13 protein-coding genes and 2 pseudogenes are annotated in these 19,280 nt (G+C 69.7%); 8 read left to right on the forward strand and 7 right to left on the reverse strand.

Translation table 11 applies throughout. The features are described 5' to 3' along the window. The first annotated feature begins 4 nt into the window (after window positions 1–4). Window positions 5–439, forward strand: a complete 435-nt coding sequence (locus F9C12_RS24770; RefSeq protein ID WP_037354416.1) for a heat shock protein transcriptional repressor HspR — start codon at window positions 5–7, stop codon at window positions 437–439. Window positions 440–555: 116 nt separating this feature from the next. On the opposite strand, the gene F9C12_RS24775 is transcribed toward F9C12_RS24770, so the two are convergent. Continuing rightward, on the reverse strand, window positions 556–1,146 hold the full coding sequence (locus F9C12_RS24775; protein ID WP_409461987.1) for a TetR family transcriptional regulator: 591 nt from the start codon (window positions 1,144–1,146) through the stop codon (window positions 556–558). A gap of 101 nt (window positions 1,147–1,247) precedes the next feature. Between F9C12_RS24775 and F9C12_RS24780 the strand changes: the two genes are divergently transcribed. Further along, the gene (locus tag F9C12_RS24780) at window positions 1,248–2,180 is read left to right on the forward strand and encodes an SDR family oxidoreductase (protein WP_409461988.1); all 933 of its coding nucleotides are present in this window, start codon (window positions 1,248–1,250) and stop codon (window positions 2,178–2,180) included. Here F9C12_RS24780 and F9C12_RS24785 read toward each other — a convergent pair. The 3 genes and pseudogenes from F9C12_RS24785 to F9C12_RS24795 all read right to left on the reverse strand — a co-directional run. Further along, window positions 2,177–2,598: pseudogene (locus tag F9C12_RS24785) on the reverse strand (response regulator); the annotation flags it as partial. The gene F9C12_RS24780 and the pseudogene F9C12_RS24785 overlap by 4 nt on opposite strands. A 149-nt stretch (window positions 2,599–2,747) precedes the next feature. Further along, complete coding sequence (locus tag F9C12_RS24790; RefSeq protein WP_409184227.1) at window positions 2,748–3,440, reverse strand: dienelactone hydrolase family protein; 693 nt, start codon at window positions 3,438–3,440, stop codon at window positions 2,748–2,750. A 4-nt stretch (window positions 3,441–3,444) separates the two neighbouring features. Continuing rightward, window positions 3,445–4,623, reverse strand: a complete 1,179-nt coding sequence (locus F9C12_RS24795; RefSeq protein ID WP_183123475.1) for a globin domain-containing protein — start codon at window positions 4,621–4,623, stop codon at window positions 3,445–3,447. Between the two features lie 344 nt (window positions 4,624–4,967). Between F9C12_RS24795 and F9C12_RS24800 the strand changes: the two genes are divergently transcribed. From F9C12_RS24800 to clpB, 4 genes are all read left to right on the forward strand, one after another. Further along, window positions 4,968–5,459, forward strand: a complete 492-nt coding sequence (locus tag F9C12_RS24800) for a MarR family winged helix-turn-helix transcriptional regulator (RefSeq protein WP_409184228.1) — start codon at window positions 4,968–4,970, stop codon at window positions 5,457–5,459. A gap of 32 nt (window positions 5,460–5,491) precedes the next feature. Further along, window positions 5,492–7,606, forward strand: a complete 2,115-nt coding sequence (locus F9C12_RS24805) for an MFS transporter (RefSeq protein ID WP_409467066.1) — start codon at window positions 5,492–5,494, stop codon at window positions 7,604–7,606. A 139-nt stretch (window positions 7,607–7,745) separates the two neighbouring features. Then, on the forward strand, window positions 7,746–8,933 hold the full coding sequence (locus F9C12_RS24810; protein ID WP_409184229.1) for an MFS transporter: 1,188 nt from the start codon (window positions 7,746–7,748) through the stop codon (window positions 8,931–8,933). A 93-nt stretch (window positions 8,934–9,026) separates the two neighbouring features. Further along, complete coding sequence (gene clpB, locus F9C12_RS24815; RefSeq protein WP_409461989.1) at window positions 9,027–11,621, forward strand: ATP-dependent chaperone ClpB; 2,595 nt, start codon at window positions 9,027–9,029, stop codon at window positions 11,619–11,621. 377 nt (window positions 11,622–11,998) lie between these two features. Here the strand turns inward: clpB and F9C12_RS24820 are convergent. Then, window positions 11,999–12,652, reverse strand: a pseudogene (locus F9C12_RS24820) (hypothetical protein); the annotation flags it as partial. A 281-nt stretch (window positions 12,653–12,933) separates the two neighbouring features. Between F9C12_RS24820 and F9C12_RS24825 the strand changes: the two are divergent. Beyond that, complete coding sequence (locus F9C12_RS24825; protein ID WP_409461990.1) at window positions 12,934–14,082, forward strand: glycoside hydrolase family 105 protein; 1,149 nt, start codon at window positions 12,934–12,936, stop codon at window positions 14,080–14,082. A gap of 47 nt (window positions 14,083–14,129) precedes the next feature. Here the strand turns inward: F9C12_RS24825 and F9C12_RS24830 are convergent, their stop codons facing one another. After that, on the reverse strand, window positions 14,130–17,327 hold the full coding sequence (locus F9C12_RS24830; protein ID WP_409461991.1) for an arabinosyltransferase domain-containing protein: 3,198 nt from the start codon (window positions 17,325–17,327) through the stop codon (window positions 14,130–14,132). 239 nt (window positions 17,328–17,566) lie between these two features. Beyond that, the gene (locus F9C12_RS24835; RefSeq protein ID WP_409461992.1) at window positions 17,567–18,436 is read right to left on the reverse strand and encodes a hypothetical protein; all 870 of its coding nucleotides are present in this window, start codon (window positions 18,434–18,436) and stop codon (window positions 17,567–17,569) included. Window positions 18,437–18,497: 61 nt separating this feature from the next. Between F9C12_RS24835 and F9C12_RS24840 the strand changes: the two genes are divergently transcribed. Beyond that, window positions 18,498–19,265, forward strand: a complete 768-nt coding sequence (locus F9C12_RS24840) for an SDR family NAD(P)-dependent oxidoreductase (RefSeq protein WP_409184234.1) — start codon at window positions 18,498–18,500, stop codon at window positions 19,263–19,265. Window positions 19,266–19,280: the final 15 nt, after the last annotated feature.

Raw genomic sequence — 19,280 nt, forward strand, 5'->3', positions numbered from 1 at the left:
GGTGATGTTCGGCGGTAATCCGGGACTCCCGCACGGTGCGGACGAGGACACCCCGGTGTTCGTGATTTCGGTGGCGGCCCAGCTTTCCGGGCTGCACGCGCAGACGCTGCGCTCCTACGACCGGCACGGCCTGGTCTCGCCAGGCCGCACCGCCGGCGGCGGACGGCGGTATTCGATGCGCGACATCGCCCTGCTGCGCGAGGTCCAGCGCCTCTCGCAGGAGGAGGGCGTCAACCTGTCCGGCATCAAGCGCATCATCGAACTGGAAAACCAGGTCGACGCGCTGCGGTCCCGGGTGCACGAGCTGACCGAAGAACTCGCCGCCGCCTACGCGGCCGCCGAACAAGCCGCCGCCGCGGTGCACGCTTCCTACCGCAAGGATCTGGTGCCGCTGCGGCAGAACACCTCGCTGGTGGTGTGGAAACCCAAGCGCCGCTGAGCATGTCGTGAGTGGCGATCGCGGTGAGAGCCGTGCTCGCCGCTCACGAGAACCCCTCCTGCCGCCGCGGGAGGGGTTTTCGCTGCCTGCCCGTCTCCCCGGAGCGCCCTCTCGTGTTACGACGCGGGAGGGCTTTTCGCTGTCCGGACCTCCGCGCCGAGCGTGCGCAGATCGGCGAACGCCTCGGTCAGATAGTCGTCCAATTCTCGCGTCGGGTCGCTGATCCAGGCTTGGGTGGCGTGGTGGAACGTCGCCCACCCGGTGTGGGCCGCCAATCCCGCTAACCGATCCTCGACCCCCCGCTGCCGCAACGCTTCCGCGAGTGCCTCGGCGAGGGTCGCCGCCTTGGCCAGATTGCGTTCCCGCAAAGTCGGCGTCGCCGCGATCAGGTCGCGCCGGGGCTCGGCGAACGGCAGATTGCGCTCCATGATCCGCCCGGCCTTCCGGAAGGCGCGCAGCAGGATTTCCAGCGGTGCCAGGCCTTCCGGGGCTTCGGCGACCGACTTCGTCAGGTCCTCGCGCAGGTCGGCCTCGCCGTCGAAGAGCACCTCGCGCTTGTCCGGGAAGTGCCGGAAGAACGTGCGCTCGGTGACGCCTGCCCGGGCCGCGATTTCCGCGGTGGTCGTCTTGTCGAACCCGTTTTCCCGGTACAGCTCCAGCGCCGCCTGCTTGAGGCGGCTGCGCGCTTCTGCTCCGCTCCGTGGCACGTCCTGAAGCCTACCCGGCTTTTGCGACAGTGACTGACCTCACATTGCGTCAGTCACTGTCGCTACGCGTAGAGTCAGTCACTGACACTAAGGAGTCCTTCATGCAGGTTTTCGTTACCGGCGGATCCGGCCAGACCGGTCCCGCCGTCGTCGCCGAACTGATCCGGGCCGGACACACGGTCACCGGCCTGGCTCGCTCGGACGCTTCCGCCGCACGGCTGGAATCGCTCGGCGCGACACCGCACCGAGGTTCGCTCGACGACCTCGACAGCCTGCGCCGCGGTGCCGAAGCCGCCGACGGCGTGGTGCATCTGGCCCAGGGCGGCAGCTACGCCGATCCGGACGACCTCATCCGCCGCGACTGCGAGGCAATCGACGCGCTGGGCCAGGCACTGGTCGGCACCGGCAAACCGTTCGTCAGCACGTCCGGCACGCTGGTGCTGAAGGCCGACCAGATCAGCACGGAACTCGACCCGGCCGATCCGGATTCGGTGGCGTACTTCCGCATCCCCGGCGAGCAGACCTGCCTCGGATTCGCCGACCGCGGCGTCCGAGCCAGCGTCGTGCGGCTCGCGCCGACCGTGCACGGACCACGTGACCACGGCTTCATCCCAGCGCTCATCGCCGGTGCACGCCGAGCGGGCGTCTCGGCCTACTTGGGCGACGGCACGAACCGCTGGCCCGCTGTCCATCGCGACGACGCGGCGGTGCTTTTCCGGCTGGCGCTGGAGAAAGCGCCCGCGGGGAGCATGCTGCACGGGGTCGGGGAAACCGTCGAGATCAAGAGCGTCGCGGAGAAGATCGCGCAGCTGCTGGATATCCCCACGGCATCCCTGACTCTCGAAGAAGCCGCCGAACACCTCGGAAACCCGTTCCTGGCAAGGTTCTTCTCCCTCGATGTGCCTGCGTCCAGCGCGTACACCCAGGAGCTGCTGGGTTGGACCCCGCACCACGCGACCCTGCTGGAAGACCTGGAGACCGGCGACTACTTCACCCCGGAAGCCAGCGACCGCGCCGAGGCGGTGTGGCGTTAGTTCCGGGGACGCACCAAGCCGGATTCGTACGCGACGAGCACCAGCTGCGCACGATCTCGGGCATCGACAGCTGCATCCGTTCGGCAATCTCCACATTGGACAGTCCGCTCGCCACCAGCGCGAGCACCTCGCGTTCTCGCGGGGCCAGAGCGGCGACGTCCGCGCGCGGCGGGGCATCCGGGCCGAGCATTGCGTCCCCGGAAGCCACCACCCGCACCGCCGAGCACAGGTCGGCTGGGCGGGTGTCCTTGAGCAAAAAGCCGGTCGCTCCGGCGCGCAGTGCGGCGAAGACGTGGTCGTCGAGGTCGAACATGGTCAGCACCAGCACTTGCACGTCCGGGGCGCGCTCGCCGATCAGCCGGGTCGCTTCGATGCCGTCCATCACCGGCATCCGGACGTCCATCAGCACCACGTCCGGCGGCGACCAGTTCGCCGCCGTAGAGGGCGACGCGTTCGCGCTCGTACCGTCCGGAATCCGGCTGCTGAAACGACCGGACCGACGCACCTTCGGCCTCGCCTGCCTCGGCGCGGGTCGGTGCGCTGGGCTACTTGAGCACGCTGAGCTGACTACTTCAGGTGCTCTTCGAAGAACGCGGTGACGCGTCGCCAGGCGTCGGAATCCGACGGTTCGTGATAGCCCATCCCGGTGATCCGGGCGAGTGCGGCCAGTGGCGCGGGCCGGTAGTGGTTCGCGAAGCCGTGCCCGGCGTCCGGGTATTCCTTGACGTCGTGAGGGATTCCTCGTTCCGCGAGCGCGGCTTCGAGCTTGGCCGCGGCGCCGCGCAGGGAGAAGTCCTTGCCGCCGAAGCTGCCGACGATCGGGCAGGCACCGTCCAAAGCGGACAGATCCTTCGGCAGTTGCCCGTAGTAGGGCGCGGAAGCGTCGAAGTCCCGCGAGGCGGCCACCAACGCGAACCCGCCGCCCATGCAGAACCCGACCACGCCGACCTTGCCGGTCGCGTCGGCCCGTCCGGCGACCAGCGCCCGCGCCGCCTCGATGTCCGCGAACGCCCGGCCCTCGCGGGCGAACAGGTCCTGGAACGTCCGCTTGACGCACCGGACCAGGCCGCCGCGCGAGTACAGATCGGGGCTCAGCGCTAGATAGCCCGCGGCGGCGTACCGGTCGGTGATCTCGCGCGCGTCCTGGTTCAGCCCGAACACGTCGTGGATCAGCACCACCGCGGGGAACGGGCCGTCGCCGGACGGCACCGCCAGGTAGCCGCCGATTTCCCCGTCCGCCACCGGAATCCGGATCTCCATCGGCTCAGTCCGCGGTGAACGGGTCGTATTGAATCTGGTCCAGCGCACTGCCCGCGACCAGCATCCGCGACACCGTCGCGCGGATCATCGCCGGCGACCCGGACACCAGGATGTCGTGGTCCGGCCACGCTCCGTACCGCGTGACCGCTTCGGCGAGCGTGCCGTGTTCACAGCCCGGCAGATGGTCGCCGCGTTCGACGACCGGCGTGATGGTCAGCCATGGGTTGGTCGCCGCGAGCGCACGAAGTTCTTCCAGGTCGTAGAGGTCCTCGCGGGTCGGCCCGCCGTAGAACAGCCGGGTCTTCGGGTTCTCGCCCCACAGCGCGAGGTGGTCGAGGATCGCCCGCAGCGGCGCGACCCCGGTGCCGCCCGCGACCATCAGCACGCCGCGCGACTGTTCGCGGTTGACGGTCATCCGGCCCAGCGGCGGGCCGAGCCGCCAGACGTCGCCCGCCTGTGTGTGGCTCACGATCGCCCGCGAGACCCAGCCGCCGTCGACCGCGCGCACGTGGAATTCGATGCCGCCGTCCTCGCGCGGCGCGTTCGCCGGCGACAGGTACCGCCACAGCCTCGGCCGCTGCGGCACCTCCACGCTCATGTACTGGCCCGGCGAATACGGCACCGGCTGGTCCGGGATCACCCGCACCAGCGCGAGATCCCAGGTGAGCCGCCGGTGCTCGATCACGGTGGCCGACCACGACGCCGGGTTCTCGTCTGCCGCCGCGGCCTCCTGCATCGCGCGCGCGACGATGGTGAACGCCTCCGCCCACGCGCGCTCGACCTCCGGCGTCCAGTCCGGGCCGAGGTGGTTCTTGAGCGCGGCGAGCAGCGCGGTGCCGACGGCCTCGTAGTGCTTCGGCGCGACGCCGAACTTGCGGTGGTCGCGGCCGAGCTGGCGCAGGAACGGCAGCAGGTCGTCCGGCCGGTCCACCATCTGCACCACGCGGGCCAGCGCGCGGATGATGCGCCCGCCCTGCACTTCCATGTTGATCGGGAAGAAATCGCGGGTGGCCGGCGCGAGGGTGAACAGCATTCCGTAGAAGAACTGCGAGATCTCCGGCGCGTACGGCTCCGATTTCGCCCAGGTGTCGCGGATGAGCTGCACCATCGCGACGACAGCCGCGGGCGCCTGCCGGGGCGCGGCTGAGGTCCGCGGGAGCGGGCTGATCGAATCGGCTGTCATCGGGCTGTCGTCGTTCATGGGTCGGGACCGGAGGCCGGGGGGCTGGGAGGGGATGGTCACGAGAGCAGGGCGGCCGCGGTTGTCGGATTCGGCTCGCGCCGCCGCGCGGGGGAATTCGCCACTCCTGCTCCTCGTTGTCCACGACGTGCTCGCCGCGTCGGCATCGCGGGACGTCTGGTCCGCAGAGTAGCCGCACTGAGGCGGAATGCCCGCATCGTTGCTCCGGTCGGGTTACCGGCCGGTCGGGACGTGGGGCAGCTCACCGATTAGATAGTTGTCCTACGCAACCTTTGAGCCTAAACTTGTAGAATACAAGCAAGTGGGCACCAGGCCCGGGAGGAACGATGAGCCCAGCTGACGACGTGCGGCTCGAACTGCTGCGGGAGCTGAAGGCGTCCGCCCAGCTCCAGCACCTGTGGATCATGCAGGCGTGGCAGAACGAGCCAGGGCTGCACCCGGCCTCGGCGATGCTGCTGTCCGACCTCGCCAAGCACGGCGAGGCCCGTCCGTCCGAGGTCGCCAAGCGCAGGCTCGTCGACCTGTCGGTGATCAGCAGGCAGCTCGCCCAGTTGCAGGCCGCCGGGCTGATCGAGCGCCGGCCCGCCCCCGAGGACGGGCGCGCGTCGCTGATCAGCGTGTCCGAGGCCGGTCTCGAACGGCTCGAACTGTGGCGGAAGCAGTACCTCGAGTTCTTCGAGACGGCACTGGGCGGCTGGGACGAGGACCGGATCGCCGGCCTCACGTCGCAGCTCGCCGAATTGAACGAAGGTCTGCGCGCGACGCTCGGCCCGTCCGGGTACTGCGCCGGCGCACCCGCAGACGGGAAAGTGAAGTAGCGATAGTGGAAACCACCGCATCCGGGCAGCCGATGACGCACCGGGAAATCCTCAAGGCCTTCACCGGCCTGTTGCTGGCCCTGCTCGTGGCGTTGCTGTCGTCGACCATCGTGTCCAACGCGCTGCCGACGATCCTCGCCGACCTGCACGGTTCGCAGAGCGAGTACACCTGGGTCGTCACCGCGACGCTGCTGACGTCGACCGCGACCACCCCGATCTGGGGCAAACTCTCCGACCTGTTCAGCAAGAAACTGCTGTACCAAATCGCGATCGTGGTCTTCACCGCCGGTTCGGCGCTGGGCGGGATCGCCCAGTCGATGCCCGAACTCATCGCCTACCGCGCGCTGCAGGGCATCGGGCTCGGCGGGCTGCAGGCGCTGATCCAGGTCGTCATCGCGGCGATGATCGCGCCGCGCGACCGGGGCCGCTACACCGGTTACACCGGCGCGGTGTTCGCCGTCGCGACCGTGTCCGGCCCGTTGATCGGCGGGCTGATCGTCGACTCGCCGCTCGGCTGGCGCTGGTGCTTCTGGGTGTGCGTGCCGCTGGCCGTCGTCGCGTTCATCGTGCTCGGCCGGACGCTGAAGCTGCCGGTGCTCAAGCGCAAGGTGCGGATCGACTGGCTGGGCGCGACCCTGCTGGTCGGCGGCGTCGCGCTGCTGCTGATCTGGGTTTCGCTGGCGGGCGGCAGCTTCGCGTGGGTCTCGTGGTCGAGCGTCGCGTACGTCGGCGGGGCGATTGTCGCGCTGGCGCTGGCGGTTCTGGTCGAATCCCGGGTGGCGGAGCCGGTGGTTCCGCTGCGGCTCTTCCGCAACCGCACCTTCACGCTTTCGGTGCTCGCCTCGCTGGCGGTCGGCACCGCGATGTTCGGCGGTTCGGTATTCCTCGGGCAGTACTACCAAATCGCGCGCGGTTTCTCGCCGACGCACGCCGGCCTGATGACGCTGCCGATGGTGCTGGGGCTGGCCGTCGCCTCCACCGGGGCCGGGCAGGTCATTTCCCGCACCGGGCGCACCAAGCCGTTCATGATCGCGGGCGGGATTTCGCTGCTGGCCGGGCTGTTCCTGCTCTCGACGGTGGACCACGCGACCAACCTGACGCTGATGGGCGTCTACCTCGCGCTGGTCGGCCTCGGGCTGGGTTTCCTGATGCAGAACCTGGTTTTGGTAGTCCAAAACACGGTCGCGATGAAGGACATCGGTTCGTCGTCCTCGGTCGTCACGTTCTTCCGGTCGCTCGGCGGCGCGGCGGGCGTGTCCGCGCTCGGTGCGGTGCTGGCCGCCCGGGTGGCCACGAACATCGCGAACTCGCTGTCGCAGATGGGCATTCACTCGAACGGTGCGGTTTCCGGCGGCGGCGGCACGTTCGCCATCTCGTCGCTCCCGCCGGCGTTGCAGCCGGTGGTGCGCGGGGCCTTCGGCGACGCGACCGGCACGGTTTTCTTTGTCGCGGGCTGCATCGCCGTGGTCACCTTCCTCGCCGTGTTGTTCATCAAGGAGATTCCGCTGCGCCGGACTCTCGACGCGGACGCCCCGGCGCCGGCGGCTGTTTCCGCTGAGGCCGTGACTGTGGCCGAAGCTCCGGTCGAGGCGACCACTGTGTTGCGCGGCCGAGTTCTCGACGCGGCTGGTCGTCCAGTGCCCGGCGTCGTGCTCACGCTCACCGACATGACGGGACGGCAGGTTGATGTCGGCCGTACGGGTCGTACCGGCGCGTACGAGTTGTCGGCGAACACTGTGGGCGAGCACGTGCTTCTCGCGACAGCTGGCTCGACGCGGCCCGCGGTGTCGACTGTGCGGCTTAACGGAAACGCGCGTTGGCACGACTTGCTGTTGGACAGTCAGGGCACCATCTCGGGTCGCGTACGCGTAGCTGGACGGCACGCCGCCGTCGCAGGCGCGGTACTGACGCTTACCGATCGCCTGGGCATAGTTACCGCAACGTACCTTGCAGGCGGCGACGGCACGTACCGATTCACGGGAATCGAACCGGGCGCCTACACGCTCACTGTGTCCGCGCACGGATATACGCCGCACGCGGAGCCGATGACGGTTGGGGACGGTGCGGCGGCACAGCACGATGTCGAGTTGAGCGAGGCGGCCGAGCGAGAGTTCGTTAGGCACCAAGGAACACTCAGCGTCGACTAACGGGGGCTCGTGAGTGTTTATCGCGGTTAGAACCGTGATAGACACTCACGAGCTTTCTACTGGGAGTGGCATTTGCCGTCAGCCGATGCGCCCTCCCGGCCCTGCCTCGTCCCCCTTCCCCGGAGGTAGCGTCGAATACGTGACGCGAAGCAGGGTCGCGATGTTGCTGGCAATGGGGATCGACAACTTCGGTTCCGGACTTTTCCTTCCGCTCGCACTCCTTTACGTGACGCGGGTGATCGGCGTTCCGCTCGTCGAGGCGGGCACGGCGGTCACTTTGGGCACGACGGCGGGGCTTCTCATGCCGCCGCTGGCCGGGCGGCTGGTGGATCGTGCCGGGCCGAGAGCCGGAGTTCTCGCGGCGCAACTGTTGCAGGCTGCCGGAATCAGCGCGTATTTGTTCGCGCACGGCATCAGCGGGGTCGTGGTGGCCGCCATCCTTCTCGGTGCGGGCCAACAATTGTTCTACAGCTGCCTGTTCGCGCTGGTGTCCGAGGTCGCCGGAGAAGTGCCGAAGGACAGGCCGTTCGCCGAAGTCGGAATGGTGCGCGCGGGCGGATTCGGGCTCGGCGGGCTGATGTCGTCGGCGCTGCTCACCTGGTTCGGCGACAGCGGCTACAACGTCGCGCTGATCGTGGATGTGCTGACTTTCGTAGCGGCGGCGGGACTCATCGCGGTGTTCATCCCTCCCGGCCGCCGGTTCGCGCCCGCGGCGCGCGTGCGCAGCGGCGTGCTGCGCAACCGCCCGTACCTGACGTTGATCCTGCTGAGCGGCCTGTTCGGACTGTCGCTCGACTTCTTCCTCATCGGCACCCCGGTGTTCGTGCTCGACCGGTTGCACGCGCCGACGTGGCTGCCCGGCGCGATCCTGTTCCTGCTGACCGTGCTGACCAGCGCCGGCGGCACGGTCGCGCTCCGGCTCACCCGAGGGCTCAGCCGGATCAGCGCGATGCGGGCCGGGTCCGCGCTGTTCGCCGCGTGGTGCCTGACGAGCGTCGGCGTGCTGCTGGTGCCGCGCAGCTGGCAGGTGCCGTATCTGCTGGCCGCCACGCTCGTGTTCGCCGCCGGCGACCTGGTGTTCGGGCCGCGCTCCGGCGCGCTCGCCGAGGCCGCCGCGCCGCCCGAGGCGAAGGGCCGTTACCTCGCCGCGTTCCAATACGCGTTCACTGTGGCCCAGGTACTCGCTCCAGCGATCGTGTCGTTGTTTTCCGTGGCGGCGTGGTTACCCTGGGTACTGGTCGGGGGTTGTGCTTGCCTCGCCGCGCTCGGGCTCGGCAGGCTGGGGCCGAGGCTGCCCGCGGCCGCGGTGGCACCAATTCAGAGTTGAGCGGAACAGACTCAACTTTGCTGACGTTATACCTGTCGACGGGCCTTGGTCGGGCCGGTCACCACGAATTTTCACGAACGCATGAGGTGAGGGATGGACGCTTTCAACCCGACCACGAAGACCCAGCAGGCGATCTCGTCCGCGGCGCAGGCGGCCACCGTGGCCGGCAACCCGCACGTGTCGGCCGCCCATTTGCTGGGCGCCCTGCTGGCGCAGGGTGACGGGACCACCGCACCGCTGCTGACCGCGGTCGGGGCGGACCCGGAGACGGTGCACAAGGAGCTCGAGCCGATCATCAACGGGCTGCCGTCGGCGACCGGCGCGACCGTGTCGACGCCGCAGTTCGACGCGCCCGCGGTCAAATCGCTCACGCGGGCGCAGAAGCTCGCCACCGAACTGGGTGACGAGTACGTGTCGACCGAGCACCTGCTCGTCGGCCTCGCCACCGAAGGCGCCCAGGTCGCGGACCTGCTCAAGCGGCACGGGGCCACGCCGGACGCGCTGCGCGAGGCGTTCGCGAAGGTGCGCGGCTCGGCCCGGATCACCAGCGCGGATCCCGAAAGCACGTTCAAGGCGCTGGAGAAGTACGGCGTCGACCTCACCGAGCGCGCGCGTTCGGGCGAGCTCGACCCGGTCATCGGCCGCGACACGGAAATTCGCCGCGTCGTGCAGGTGCTCTCCCGGCGTACCAAGAACAACCCGGTGCTGATCGGCGAACCGGGCGTCGGCAAGACGGCGATCGTCGAGGGCCTCGCCCAGCGGATCGTCGCGGGCGACGTGCCGGAATCGTTGCGCGGCAAGCGAGTCGTCGCGCTCGACCTCGGGTCGATGGTCGCCGGAGCCAAGTTCCGCGGCGAGTTCGAAGAGCGGTTGAAGGCGGTCCTCAAGGAGATCACCGACTCCGCGGGCGAGGTCATCACGTTCATCGACGAGCTGCACACCATCGTCGGCGCGGGCGCGACCGGCGAGGGCGCGATGGACGCGGGCAACATGATCAAGCCGATGCTGGCCCGCGGCGAGCTGCGGATGGTCGGCGCGACCACGCTCGACGAGTACCGCCAGCACATCGAGAAGGACCCGGCGCTGGAGCGCCGTTTCCAGCAGGTGCTGGTCGGCGAGCCGTCGCCGGAGGACACCATCGCGATCCTGCGCGGGCTGAAGGAGCGCTACGAGGTGCACCACGGGGTCCGGATCACGGACGCCGCGCTGGTCGCCGCCGCGACGCTGTCGGACCGCTACATCACCGCGCGGTTCCTGCCGGACAAGGCAATTGACCTGGTCGACGAGGCCGCGTCGAAGATCCGGATGGAGATCGACTCGCGTCCGGTGGAGATCGACGAGGTCGAACGGGCCGTGCGGCGGATGGAGATCGAGGAAATGGCACTGTCCAAAGAGGACGATGCTGCTTCTCTCGAACGGCTGACCGCGCTGCGCGCCGAACTGGCCGAGAAACGCGAGGAACTCACCGCGCTGACCGCCCGCTGGCAGAACGAGAAGGGCTCGATCGAGACCGTCCGTGAGCTGAAGGAGCAACTGGAACAGCTGCGCGGCGAATCCGAGCGCGCCGAACGCGACGGCGACCTGGGCAAGGCCGCCGAGCTGCGCTACGGCCGGATTCCGGTGCTGGAGAAGGAGTTCGAGGCCGCGATGGCCGCGAACGAGGCCAGCAAGCAGAACGTCATGCTGAAGGAAGAGGTCGGCGCGGACGACGTCGCCGACGTGGTCAGCGCGTGGACCGGCATCCCCGCCGGACGGCTGCTCGAAGGCGAGACGGGCAAGCTGCTCCGGATGGAGCAGGAGCTAACCCGCCGCGTCATCGGCCAGGACCAGGCGATCCAGGTCGTCGCGGACGCCGTGCGGCGGGCCCGGGCAGGCGTGGCGGACCCGGACCGGCCGACCGGCTCGTTCCTGTTCCTCGGCCCGACCGGCGTCGGCAAGACCGAGCTGGCGAAGGCGCTGGCGGAGTTCCTGTTCGACGACGAACGCGCGATGCAGCGGATCGACATGAGCGAGTACTCCGAGAAGCACTCGGTGGCCCGCCTGGTCGGTGCTCCCCCGGGCTACGTCGGCTACGACCAGGGCGGTCAGCTGACCGAGGCCGTCCGGCGCCGCCCGTACACGGTGGTGCTGCTGGACGAGGTCGAAAAGGCGCACCCGGACGTGTTCGACGTGCTCCTGCAGGTCCTCGACGACGGCAGGCTGACCGACGGCCAGGGCCGGACGGTGGACTTCCGCAACACCATCCTGATCCTGACGTCGAACCTCGGCTCGCAAGCCATCGCGGACCCGGCGCTGGACGAACGCCAACGCCGCGACGCGGTGATGGAGGTCGTGCAACGCCAGTTCAAGCCGGAGTTCCTGAACCGGCTGGACGACATCGTGGTGTTCCACGCGCTCGGCACCGAGCAGCTGACGTCCATTGTGGACATCCAGGTCGCCCGGCTGGCCAAGCGGCTGGCCCAGCGCCGGCTGCACCTCGAGGTGACCGACGGCGCCCGGGAATGGCTGGCCTTGAACGGCTTCGACCCGATCTACGGCGCCCGCCCGCTGCGCCGGCTGGTGCAGTCGGCGATCGGGGACCAGCTGGCCAAGCAGCTGCTGTCCGGCGAGGTCCGGGACGGGGACACCGTGCGGGTGGACCTGCCGGAACTGGAGACCGGCGACACGCTGAAGGTGTCGCGGGTCTGACGGCGGTCGGAGGTTGTCCGCGCCGCCCTCGCGGACCTTCGCCTCCGGCCCCAGGCCGCCACAAACGAAACCGCCCGGCCGCTGATGCGCGACCGGGCGGTTCCCGTGTCTCAGGAGGAGGCGTCCTCCGGACGATCCGATTCCACCGGCCGAGGCGGCGGAACCTCACCCCGGCCGGGCGGGGTCCTCGGCGCGGGCGGAGATGGCTGCCGCTCCGTCATCCGGGTGTCCGCCGGAGAGGGAGCCGACGTCTCCACCGCGCGAGTGTCGACCGGCCGGGTCGCCTGGGTGTCCGCCGGGGACGGCGCGGTCGTCGAGACAGGCGGGGCGGGCGGGGCGGGCGGCGCTGCCGGGGTGCCCGCGGACGGCGTCCAGGTCCGGTTCGAGTCGTAGTCCTCGTCGAACGGGTCCACGATGTCCGCGATCTCGCCCAGGTCGCGCAGCAGCCGCTCGAGCCGCGACGGCCCGGCGCCCGGCACCACGCTCGCCAGCACCCACTCGTTCTCCAGCCAGGCCACCCCGACGTCGCCGCCGAGCTGGTCGGCCGCGTCCACCAGGTCCTGGGTGATGACCTGGCGCGCCCCCTCCGCATCGTCCGCGAAGGCGTAGCGCTGGCCGATCGGGCCGAGCATCTCCGGCATGTTCTCGCGCTGGAACGGCACGCTCGACAGCCACATCTCGACCGGCACCCGGTGCGTCTTGTTGCAGCGCACGGCCACGACCACCGCGGGCACCTGGCCCTGGGACTCGATGTCGAAGATGAACACCGGACGGCGGCCGTCGGAGGTGAAGGTGGAACCCGCGACGACGTTCACCGCCGCGTCGGCTCCGAAGTAGCCGATCGCGCCTCCTGACCACTGCCGGGGCAGTCGTTCGTCCTCTTCCACGAACTGCCAGCCGCGCAACTGGGCCCAGCGCTGCCGCTCACGGTTGCGCGAGCCTTCCTTGGCCCGGTCCGCGAAGAGCAGGCCGAGCCCCGCCACCAGCGCGACGGCGGCGATGACGAACCAGATCCACGCCGAGATACCCACGCCGGTCAGGGTATCGCTGCCGGGCCTTCCGACCGGGACGGCCGCACCGTGTCGGCGCGCCCCGTTTGGCCGGAACCGTCCCGGTCGCGTCGACAAATCGGCTAATCGCCCGGCTCGGGTGTCCATTGCGGACAGGTTCCCGCTGACCGGACGGTCCGCTGCGCCTATCCGGCGATCGCGCCGGACAAGCCGGACAGGAACCTTGCCGGACCGCTCGCGGACCGGGTAGAGGTCGTTCGACAGCCTTTCCCGCCGCCGCCGACAGCAGGAAGGACACTCGCATGTCCCTCTCGAGAAGATCGGTGCTCACCGGGACCGCGGCGGCGCTCGGCACCCTGGCGCTGCCCGGGGCCGCGACGGCGCTGGGCGCGCGCGACTGGTCCCGCGCCGTCATCGACTCCACCATGAAGCGCTACACCCCGGCGTCCATCGGCGGCTGGAGCTACCCGCTCGGCCTCTACTTCTACGGCCAGTACCTCTTCTACCGGCGCACCAAAGAACGCAAATACCTCGATTACCTCATCGCCTGGTACGACCGGTTCATCACCGACGACGGCATCTCCAACAGCTTCTCCAGCCTCGACTCGATGCGAGCCTGCCAGATGCTTCCGTTGCTGTACAACGAAACCGGCAACGCCAAATACCGCAAGGCCGCCGACCAGCTGCGCAAACGCTTCGAGACTTACCCGCGCACGAGCGACGGCGGAATGTGGCACGCGGTCAGCCGTCAGCACCAGCTGTGGGGCGACGGGGTGTACATGGCACAGCCGTTCCTCGCGTTGTACGGCAAGGTTTTCCAGGACCCGGGTTATTGCTACGAGGAATCCGCCAAAAATCTGTCCGTCTACTTCGGACACCTCAAGGAACCCGCGAAGGGCCTGATTTACCACGCCTACGACGAAAGCGGCACCCAGCCGTGGGCGACCGGTCCCGGCAAGCATTCCAGCTTCCACTGGGCCCGCGCGATCGGCTGGTTCGGGATGGCGGCGATCGACATCCTCGAGGTCCTGCCCGCGGACCATCCCCGACGGCCGGAGCTGGTCGGGATCGTCCAGTTCCTGGCCGAGGGGTATCGCCGGTACCAGGACCCGCGGACCGGCCGGTGGTACCAGGTGGTCGACCACGGCGGCGACGAGGGGAACTGGCTGGAAACGTCCGCCTCGTCGATGTACGCGTTCACCGTCTCCCGCGGAATCGAGCGCGGATATCTGCCCGCTTCCTACGCCTCGGTCGCCCAGCGCGGATACGCCGGGGTGCTGCAGAAGGTGTCGATCGGGTCGGACGGGTTGACGAATCTCGCGGATATTTGCGAGGGGACGAACGTCGGGGACCTCGCGTTTTACTTCGCGCGGAAAAGGCTGACCAACGACTTCCACGGCCTCGGCGCGTTTCTGATCATGAACGAACAGTTCACCCGATACCGCTGCTGAACGTCCGGGTGGGGAACCCTGAGGTAATCAAGATTCCCCACCCGGACTCACGACTCGCCAGTCGGGTTGGCGGGCTTGGCCAGCGGACCAGGCGACCAGATCCCCGAATGCGTCACCGACTGCTGATGCAACGCCGCCGACGCCGGAAGCGCGTTCGAGACCTCCGGCGTCACCTCGTACAGCGTTCCCCAGTCCCGATCGACGTCGCCTTCCAAATACGTCGGCAGCGCCTGCATCTGGGTGCTCGCGTTCATCCACACGAACGGGCCGCCGCCCGCCGGCGAGGACCAGTACCGGCCGACCGTGCGCAGGTCGTCGCCCGCGCTGATCCGGTACTTCGGCACCTCGGCGATGCCGTTGTGGATCGACGACGGGCGCAGGCACGGGTGCTGCGCGGCGGCGGCCCACTCCAGGAACACCGGGTCCTGCCCGACCACGTCGGTCATCTTCGCGATCTTCGGCGCCCGCGGCGCGCTGAACGCGACCCAGCCCTCGCTGCCGAGCCCGCGTGCCTTCGCCACGATCCGCACCTGGTCCGCGCCCTCGGGCACGCTGACCCGCGCGTCGCGCCAGTTGGTGTCCTTCTTCTTCGCGTTGAGCTGCTCGCGGCTGAGCACCTCGAACCCGGCGGGGGTGTTCTTGCCGAATTCCGCGGTCAGCGAGTTCGGATCGTCGGCCTTGCCGGCGAGGGCGACCACGATCGGCACCGAACCGTCGCGCGCCCGCTCCGGGATCGAGTACCACTGGGTGCGCAGGTCGCCCGCGCCGTCGCCGGACTTGCGGTAGCTGCCCCAGATCGGCGCGCCGTCCTTGCCGAGCTGGTACGGCGGGTTCCAGCTGTCGGCGTTCTCGGTCGGCAGCCCGCCGTTGGTGACGAAACCCTTCTGGGTGCTGGTCAGCCAGTCCTGCGGGGTGGTCCCGCGGGCGGCGTCGGCGGGCACCTGCCAGCCCGGCGCGGCACTGCTCGGTTGCTGCGGCGCGGCTTCCAGCAGCCCGGCCTTCGGATCGCGCTCGACCTTGATGTAGTCGGACAGCCCGCAGCTCTGCCCGGCCAGCTGGCGGATGTTGTCGGCACCCATGTTGTAGGTGTCCCAGCGCTTCTGGATGCCCTTCGCGATGCTGCCGATCTCGAACAGCACCAGGATCGCGCACACCGTCGACAGCGGCGCGAGGCCGAGCCGCAGCGCGCGGCCGCGGTTCTCCAGGTCGGACCGCGGCACCGGCGCGGGCGGCACGAACGGTTCGTGCTCGTTGTGCTTCATGTGCTCGATCGCGGCGATCGCCAGCGCGACCGCGGCCGCGACGAGCGCCATCGTGCTCAGCTTGATGCCGAAGATCTGCGGCGGCAGGTCGAACCACGGCACGCCCCACGCCGAGACATACCACCAGGCGTTCGGACCGGTGGACGCCAGCGCGACGATCACCATCAGCCCGGCGAAGAACGCCGAACGGTTGCGGCGCGACAGCAGCACCGTCGTACTCGTCGACAACGCGGTGAGCGCGGCGAGCGGGCCGCCGACCGCGACCATCATGCCGAAGTGGTGCGTGTGCTTGGTCGGGGCCAGCGCCAAGACCACAAAGGACAGTGCGCTGATGCCGAGCAGCCGGCGGCTCGGGCCGAGCGCGGCGCCGCGGATGTTGCCCCGCCGCAGCAGCACGACCGCGCAGGTAGCCAGGCACAGGAAGATCAACAGCACCGGGAACCGGCGCGTCATGGAGCCGTCCGGGCCGTTGCTGAACAGCATCGAGTACCGGTCCAGCTCGTCGTACCAGGAGCCGGTCGGCCCGAGCGACGACCGCAGCCGCACCGATTCCAGCGCGCCGCGCAGGGTCTGGTCGCAGAAGATCAGCGCGAGAATCACCAGGCCGGCGGCGGCGATCGGCGCGAGCACCGGCACCCAGCCGAACTGCCGCGCGTGCCGCAGCACGATCTTCGCCAGCGGCTTCAGCCCGACCACGAACGGCAGCACGGCCATCAGCCCGTGCGGGTTGACTGATACGCACAGCGCCGCGACGGTCAGCCCGATCGCCGCCGGGCCCAGCCGGCGCGTCGCGACCGCGCGTTCGACGGTGCAGATCGAGATCAGCGACAGCAGCGCGACCAGGTTCTCCGGGCGCAGGCCGTTGTCGTAGGGCAGCCAGAAGGCGAGGAAGACCGCGCCCGCCGCCCAGCCGGCCGCGCTGCTGATCCGCACCTGCCTGCCAAGCCGCGGCAGCACGCCCCGGCTGATCAGCATCCAGCAGGCGACGCCCATCAACAGCGACGGCAGCCGCATCCACGGCGTGAGCGTGCTGACCTTGGCCATCGCCGCGTAGACGTCGACGAACCACGCCATCGGCGCGTCCGGCGCGGCGAACCACCGGTAGTACTCGCCGATGTACCCGGCGTCGCCGCGGACGCGCGCCATGGTCGTGAAGTAGCCGTCGTCGGCGGTCATCGCGCCGATGAGCCACCAGACGACGAGCGTGTCGAGCACGGCTATGTCGAGGAATTTCAGCTTCCACCAGCCGCGCGCGGCCAGCCGGGGCGCGCGCCGGCCGGAGAGCCGGTCGAGGCGGTACAGCGCCAGTACCGCGCCGATGAAGCAGAGGACCGACAGCACGATGGCGGCCAGTTTGATGCCGGTCGCGGTGCTGGCCCAGCGGTTGTCGACCTGCGCGGAGACGGAGAGGCCGTGCGTGTCGTCCTGGTTGGTGAGGTCGGAGAAGAAGCCGGTGAGCTGCGGCCGGTGGTCGTCGCTGACGTCGGCCAGCCGGGTGCCGCCGACGGACGCGGTCGTGTGCTGCGGGTCGGAATGCACGGTGATGGTGCAGTCGCCCTCGCCGAGCGGGGCCGAGCCGAGCTGCTGGCCCTGGGAGGAGAGCGTGAGCTGCCCGTCGCCGACCTGCAGGGCCATCCCGGTGACGACGCCGATGCCGGAGCTCGGCGGGTTGGTGCTGAACAGCACGGCGTTGCCGTCGGTGCGTGCGTCGAGCGCCCGCGCGGTCGCGCACGGAACCTTCGCGTCGAGCGAGATCGGCGCCTGCGCGGTCAGCGGGGCGGACACCGCTCTGGTGCCCTGGGCGGTCGGCCAGTCGAGGGTGGTTTGCTCGAGCGTGACGGGCAGGAACGGGACCGCGATCGCGAGAATCGCGCCGGCGATCCCGAAAACCGCAGCGAGCAACCGAGCCCGACGCCCGGCCTGGCTCTTGCCGATAGCTGTCGGCGACGCCTTTTCGGCGGCAACGGATTCGAGGTCGACCACGCCCCGCAGGCTATCCAAGCGGATGCGCGCGCCCCGCTGGGGACTCTCCCGGGGCCAGCCCCACCAGGTCGAGCCTGGATTCCTCCGCCGGATAACCACGGTGGGTAAAGGAGCCTCGACCGTGCTTAGGGCAAACGGGTGACTACCGGCAGCTCTGGACGGCCCGAGCGGAGGGCCGTTTCACGATCCGGAAACGGTGGGACTCGGTTGCCGAAAGGGGACTCGGCGAGTCGATGAACTCATCCGGGCGAGAAGGTGAACGGAGGCCCGGAAACCGTCCACCCGTTGTCGATGACCGGATTGCCCAGCACCTCAGCCTCCACGTGCTGGCTCCGCGTAACCGGCACACCGAGAGTAGAAGCACCGCTCCCCCGCACCGCCGCGATGTCCGCCGCCGACAGTTCGCCGTGGAACCGTTCCGTGCGCTCCTCGGTCGATTGGCCCATCGCGGCCAGCGTGTGGACCGGGCCGAGGTCGCCGGACACGCTGTGCCGTTCGGTCGACTCCAGCCGGGCCACGTCGAGCTTCCCGGTGAACTGGCCGAGCACGCTCTCGTCCGAGTTCGCGACCACCGAACCCGCCGGGCCGAGGTCGACGGCGTCGGCTGAGGTGCGTTCGACGCGGGTGCCGCCCATCAGGTCGCCGGAGAAGCGGCCGGCCAGCCCGGTCTCGGCCGCGGTCTTGCTGGCTGACAGCGCGTCAACACCGTGCGGCAGCTGGACGCCGTGCCGCATCGACTGGTCCAGACCGGCCACGTGGGCACCGGCGAACGGTTGCGTGTGGTGTACGCCGAGGCCGTTGCCGGTGACCGTGCGGACCGCGTCGCCGACGCGCAGGTCGTGAGTCTGGGACTGGCCCGCGGCGTCCGGGGCGAGTGCCTGGTGCAGGTCCGACGCGGCGGACGCGGGCAGGTCGCGCGTCGCGAGCGTCTCGTCGCGGGTGAACTGGAGGTCGGAGGAGGAACCGTGCTGGTGCAGGTCGAGCGGCAATTCCCCGCGCGGGGTGTCCGCCAGCGCCGCGGCCGGGCCGGCGAGCAACAGAGCGAGGGGCGCCGCACCGGCGGCCATCCGGGGCAGATATCCGGGCGTCCGCTTGGTGTGCTTGCCCATGCGCCGGACCATACTGCGCCACCAGGGCGAACGCAGCCGAAAAACGGGTAGCTTCACCCACATGACCACCACTTCCCTGATCACCGGAGCCACCGCGGGCATCGGAGCCGGATTCGCGCGCCGGCTCGCCGCCGACAAGCACGACCTCGTCTTGGTCGCCCGGGACGAGGGACGGCTGACCGCGCTGGCCGGGCAGCTGCGCGCGCAGCACGGCGTCGAGGTGACCGTCCTGTCCGCCGATCTGTCCGAAGTGGACGGACGCCGCCGCGTCGCCGAGCTGCTCGAAACCCAGCCGGTCGACCTGCTGGTGAACAACGCGGGCTTCGGGCTGAGCGGCGAGTTCTGGGAGATCCCTGCCGAGGACCTGCAGCGGCAGCTCGACGTGAACGTGACCGCCGTGCTGCAGCTGACCCGGGCGGCGCTGCCGGGCATGGTCGAACGCGGCCGCGGCGACGTCATCAACGTCTCCAGCGTCGCGGGCTTCTTCTCGGGACGCGGCTCGACCTATACCGCCAGCAAAAACTGGGTCACGTCGTTCACCGAGGGCATCGCGATGTCGCTGCCGAAGGGCGTGCGGATGATGGCGCTGTGCCCTGGCTTCACCTACACCGAGTTCCACGAGCGCGCGGGTCTGCGGAGGGAAGGGCCGAAGGCGTTCTGGCTGGAGGTGGCCCAGGTGGTCGACGAAGCCCTCGCCGACCTGCGCCGCGGCAAGGTGATCTCGGTGCCGAGCCTGCAGTACAAAGCCCTGGTCGGGATCGGCGGACTGCTCCCGCGCCCGGTGCTGCGCAAGCTCGCCGGCGGGTTCGGCAACCGCCGCCGCACCTGAGAGGTAGGGACAGCC

It is taken from the genome of Amycolatopsis sp. GA6-003, from assembly GCF_046267895.1.
Taxonomy (GTDB): domain Bacteria; phylum Actinomycetota; class Actinomycetes; order Mycobacteriales; family Pseudonocardiaceae; genus Amycolatopsis.

Bases quoted from the DNA above. Each gene is read 5' to 3' on its own strand.
- F9C12_RS24835 (WP_409461992.1), bottom strand. From the start codon at position 18,436: ATGGGCAAGCACACCAAGCGGACGCCCGGATATCTGCCCCGGATGGCC.
- F9C12_RS24780 (WP_409461988.1), top strand. From the start codon at position 1,248: ATGCAGGTTTTCGTTACCGGCGGATCCGGCCAGACCGGTCCCGCCGTC.
- F9C12_RS24805 (WP_409467066.1), top strand. From the start codon at position 5,492: ATGACGCACCGGGAAATCCTCAAGGCCTTCACCGGCCTGTTGCTGGCC.
- clpB (WP_409461989.1), top strand. From the start codon at position 9,027: ATGGACGCTTTCAACCCGACCACGAAGACCCAGCAGGCGATCTCGTCC.
- F9C12_RS24825 (WP_409461990.1), top strand. From the start codon at position 12,934: ATGTCCCTCTCGAGAAGATCGGTGCTCACCGGGACCGCGGCGGCGCTC.
- F9C12_RS24800 (WP_409184228.1), top strand. From the start codon at position 4,968: ATGAGCCCAGCTGACGACGTGCGGCTCGAACTGCTGCGGGAGCTGAAG.
- F9C12_RS24770 (WP_037354416.1), top strand. From the start codon at position 5: ATGTTCGGCGGTAATCCGGGACTCCCGCACGGTGCGGACGAGGACACC.
- F9C12_RS24840 (WP_409184234.1), top strand. From the start codon at position 18,498: ATGACCACCACTTCCCTGATCACCGGAGCCACCGCGGGCATCGGAGCC.
- F9C12_RS24790 (WP_409184227.1), bottom strand. From the start codon at position 3,440: ATGGAGATCCGGATTCCGGTGGCGGACGGGGAAATCGGCGGCTACCTG.
- F9C12_RS24795 (WP_183123475.1), bottom strand. From the start codon at position 4,623: ATGACAGCCGATTCGATCAGCCCGCTCCCGCGGACCTCAGCCGCGCCC.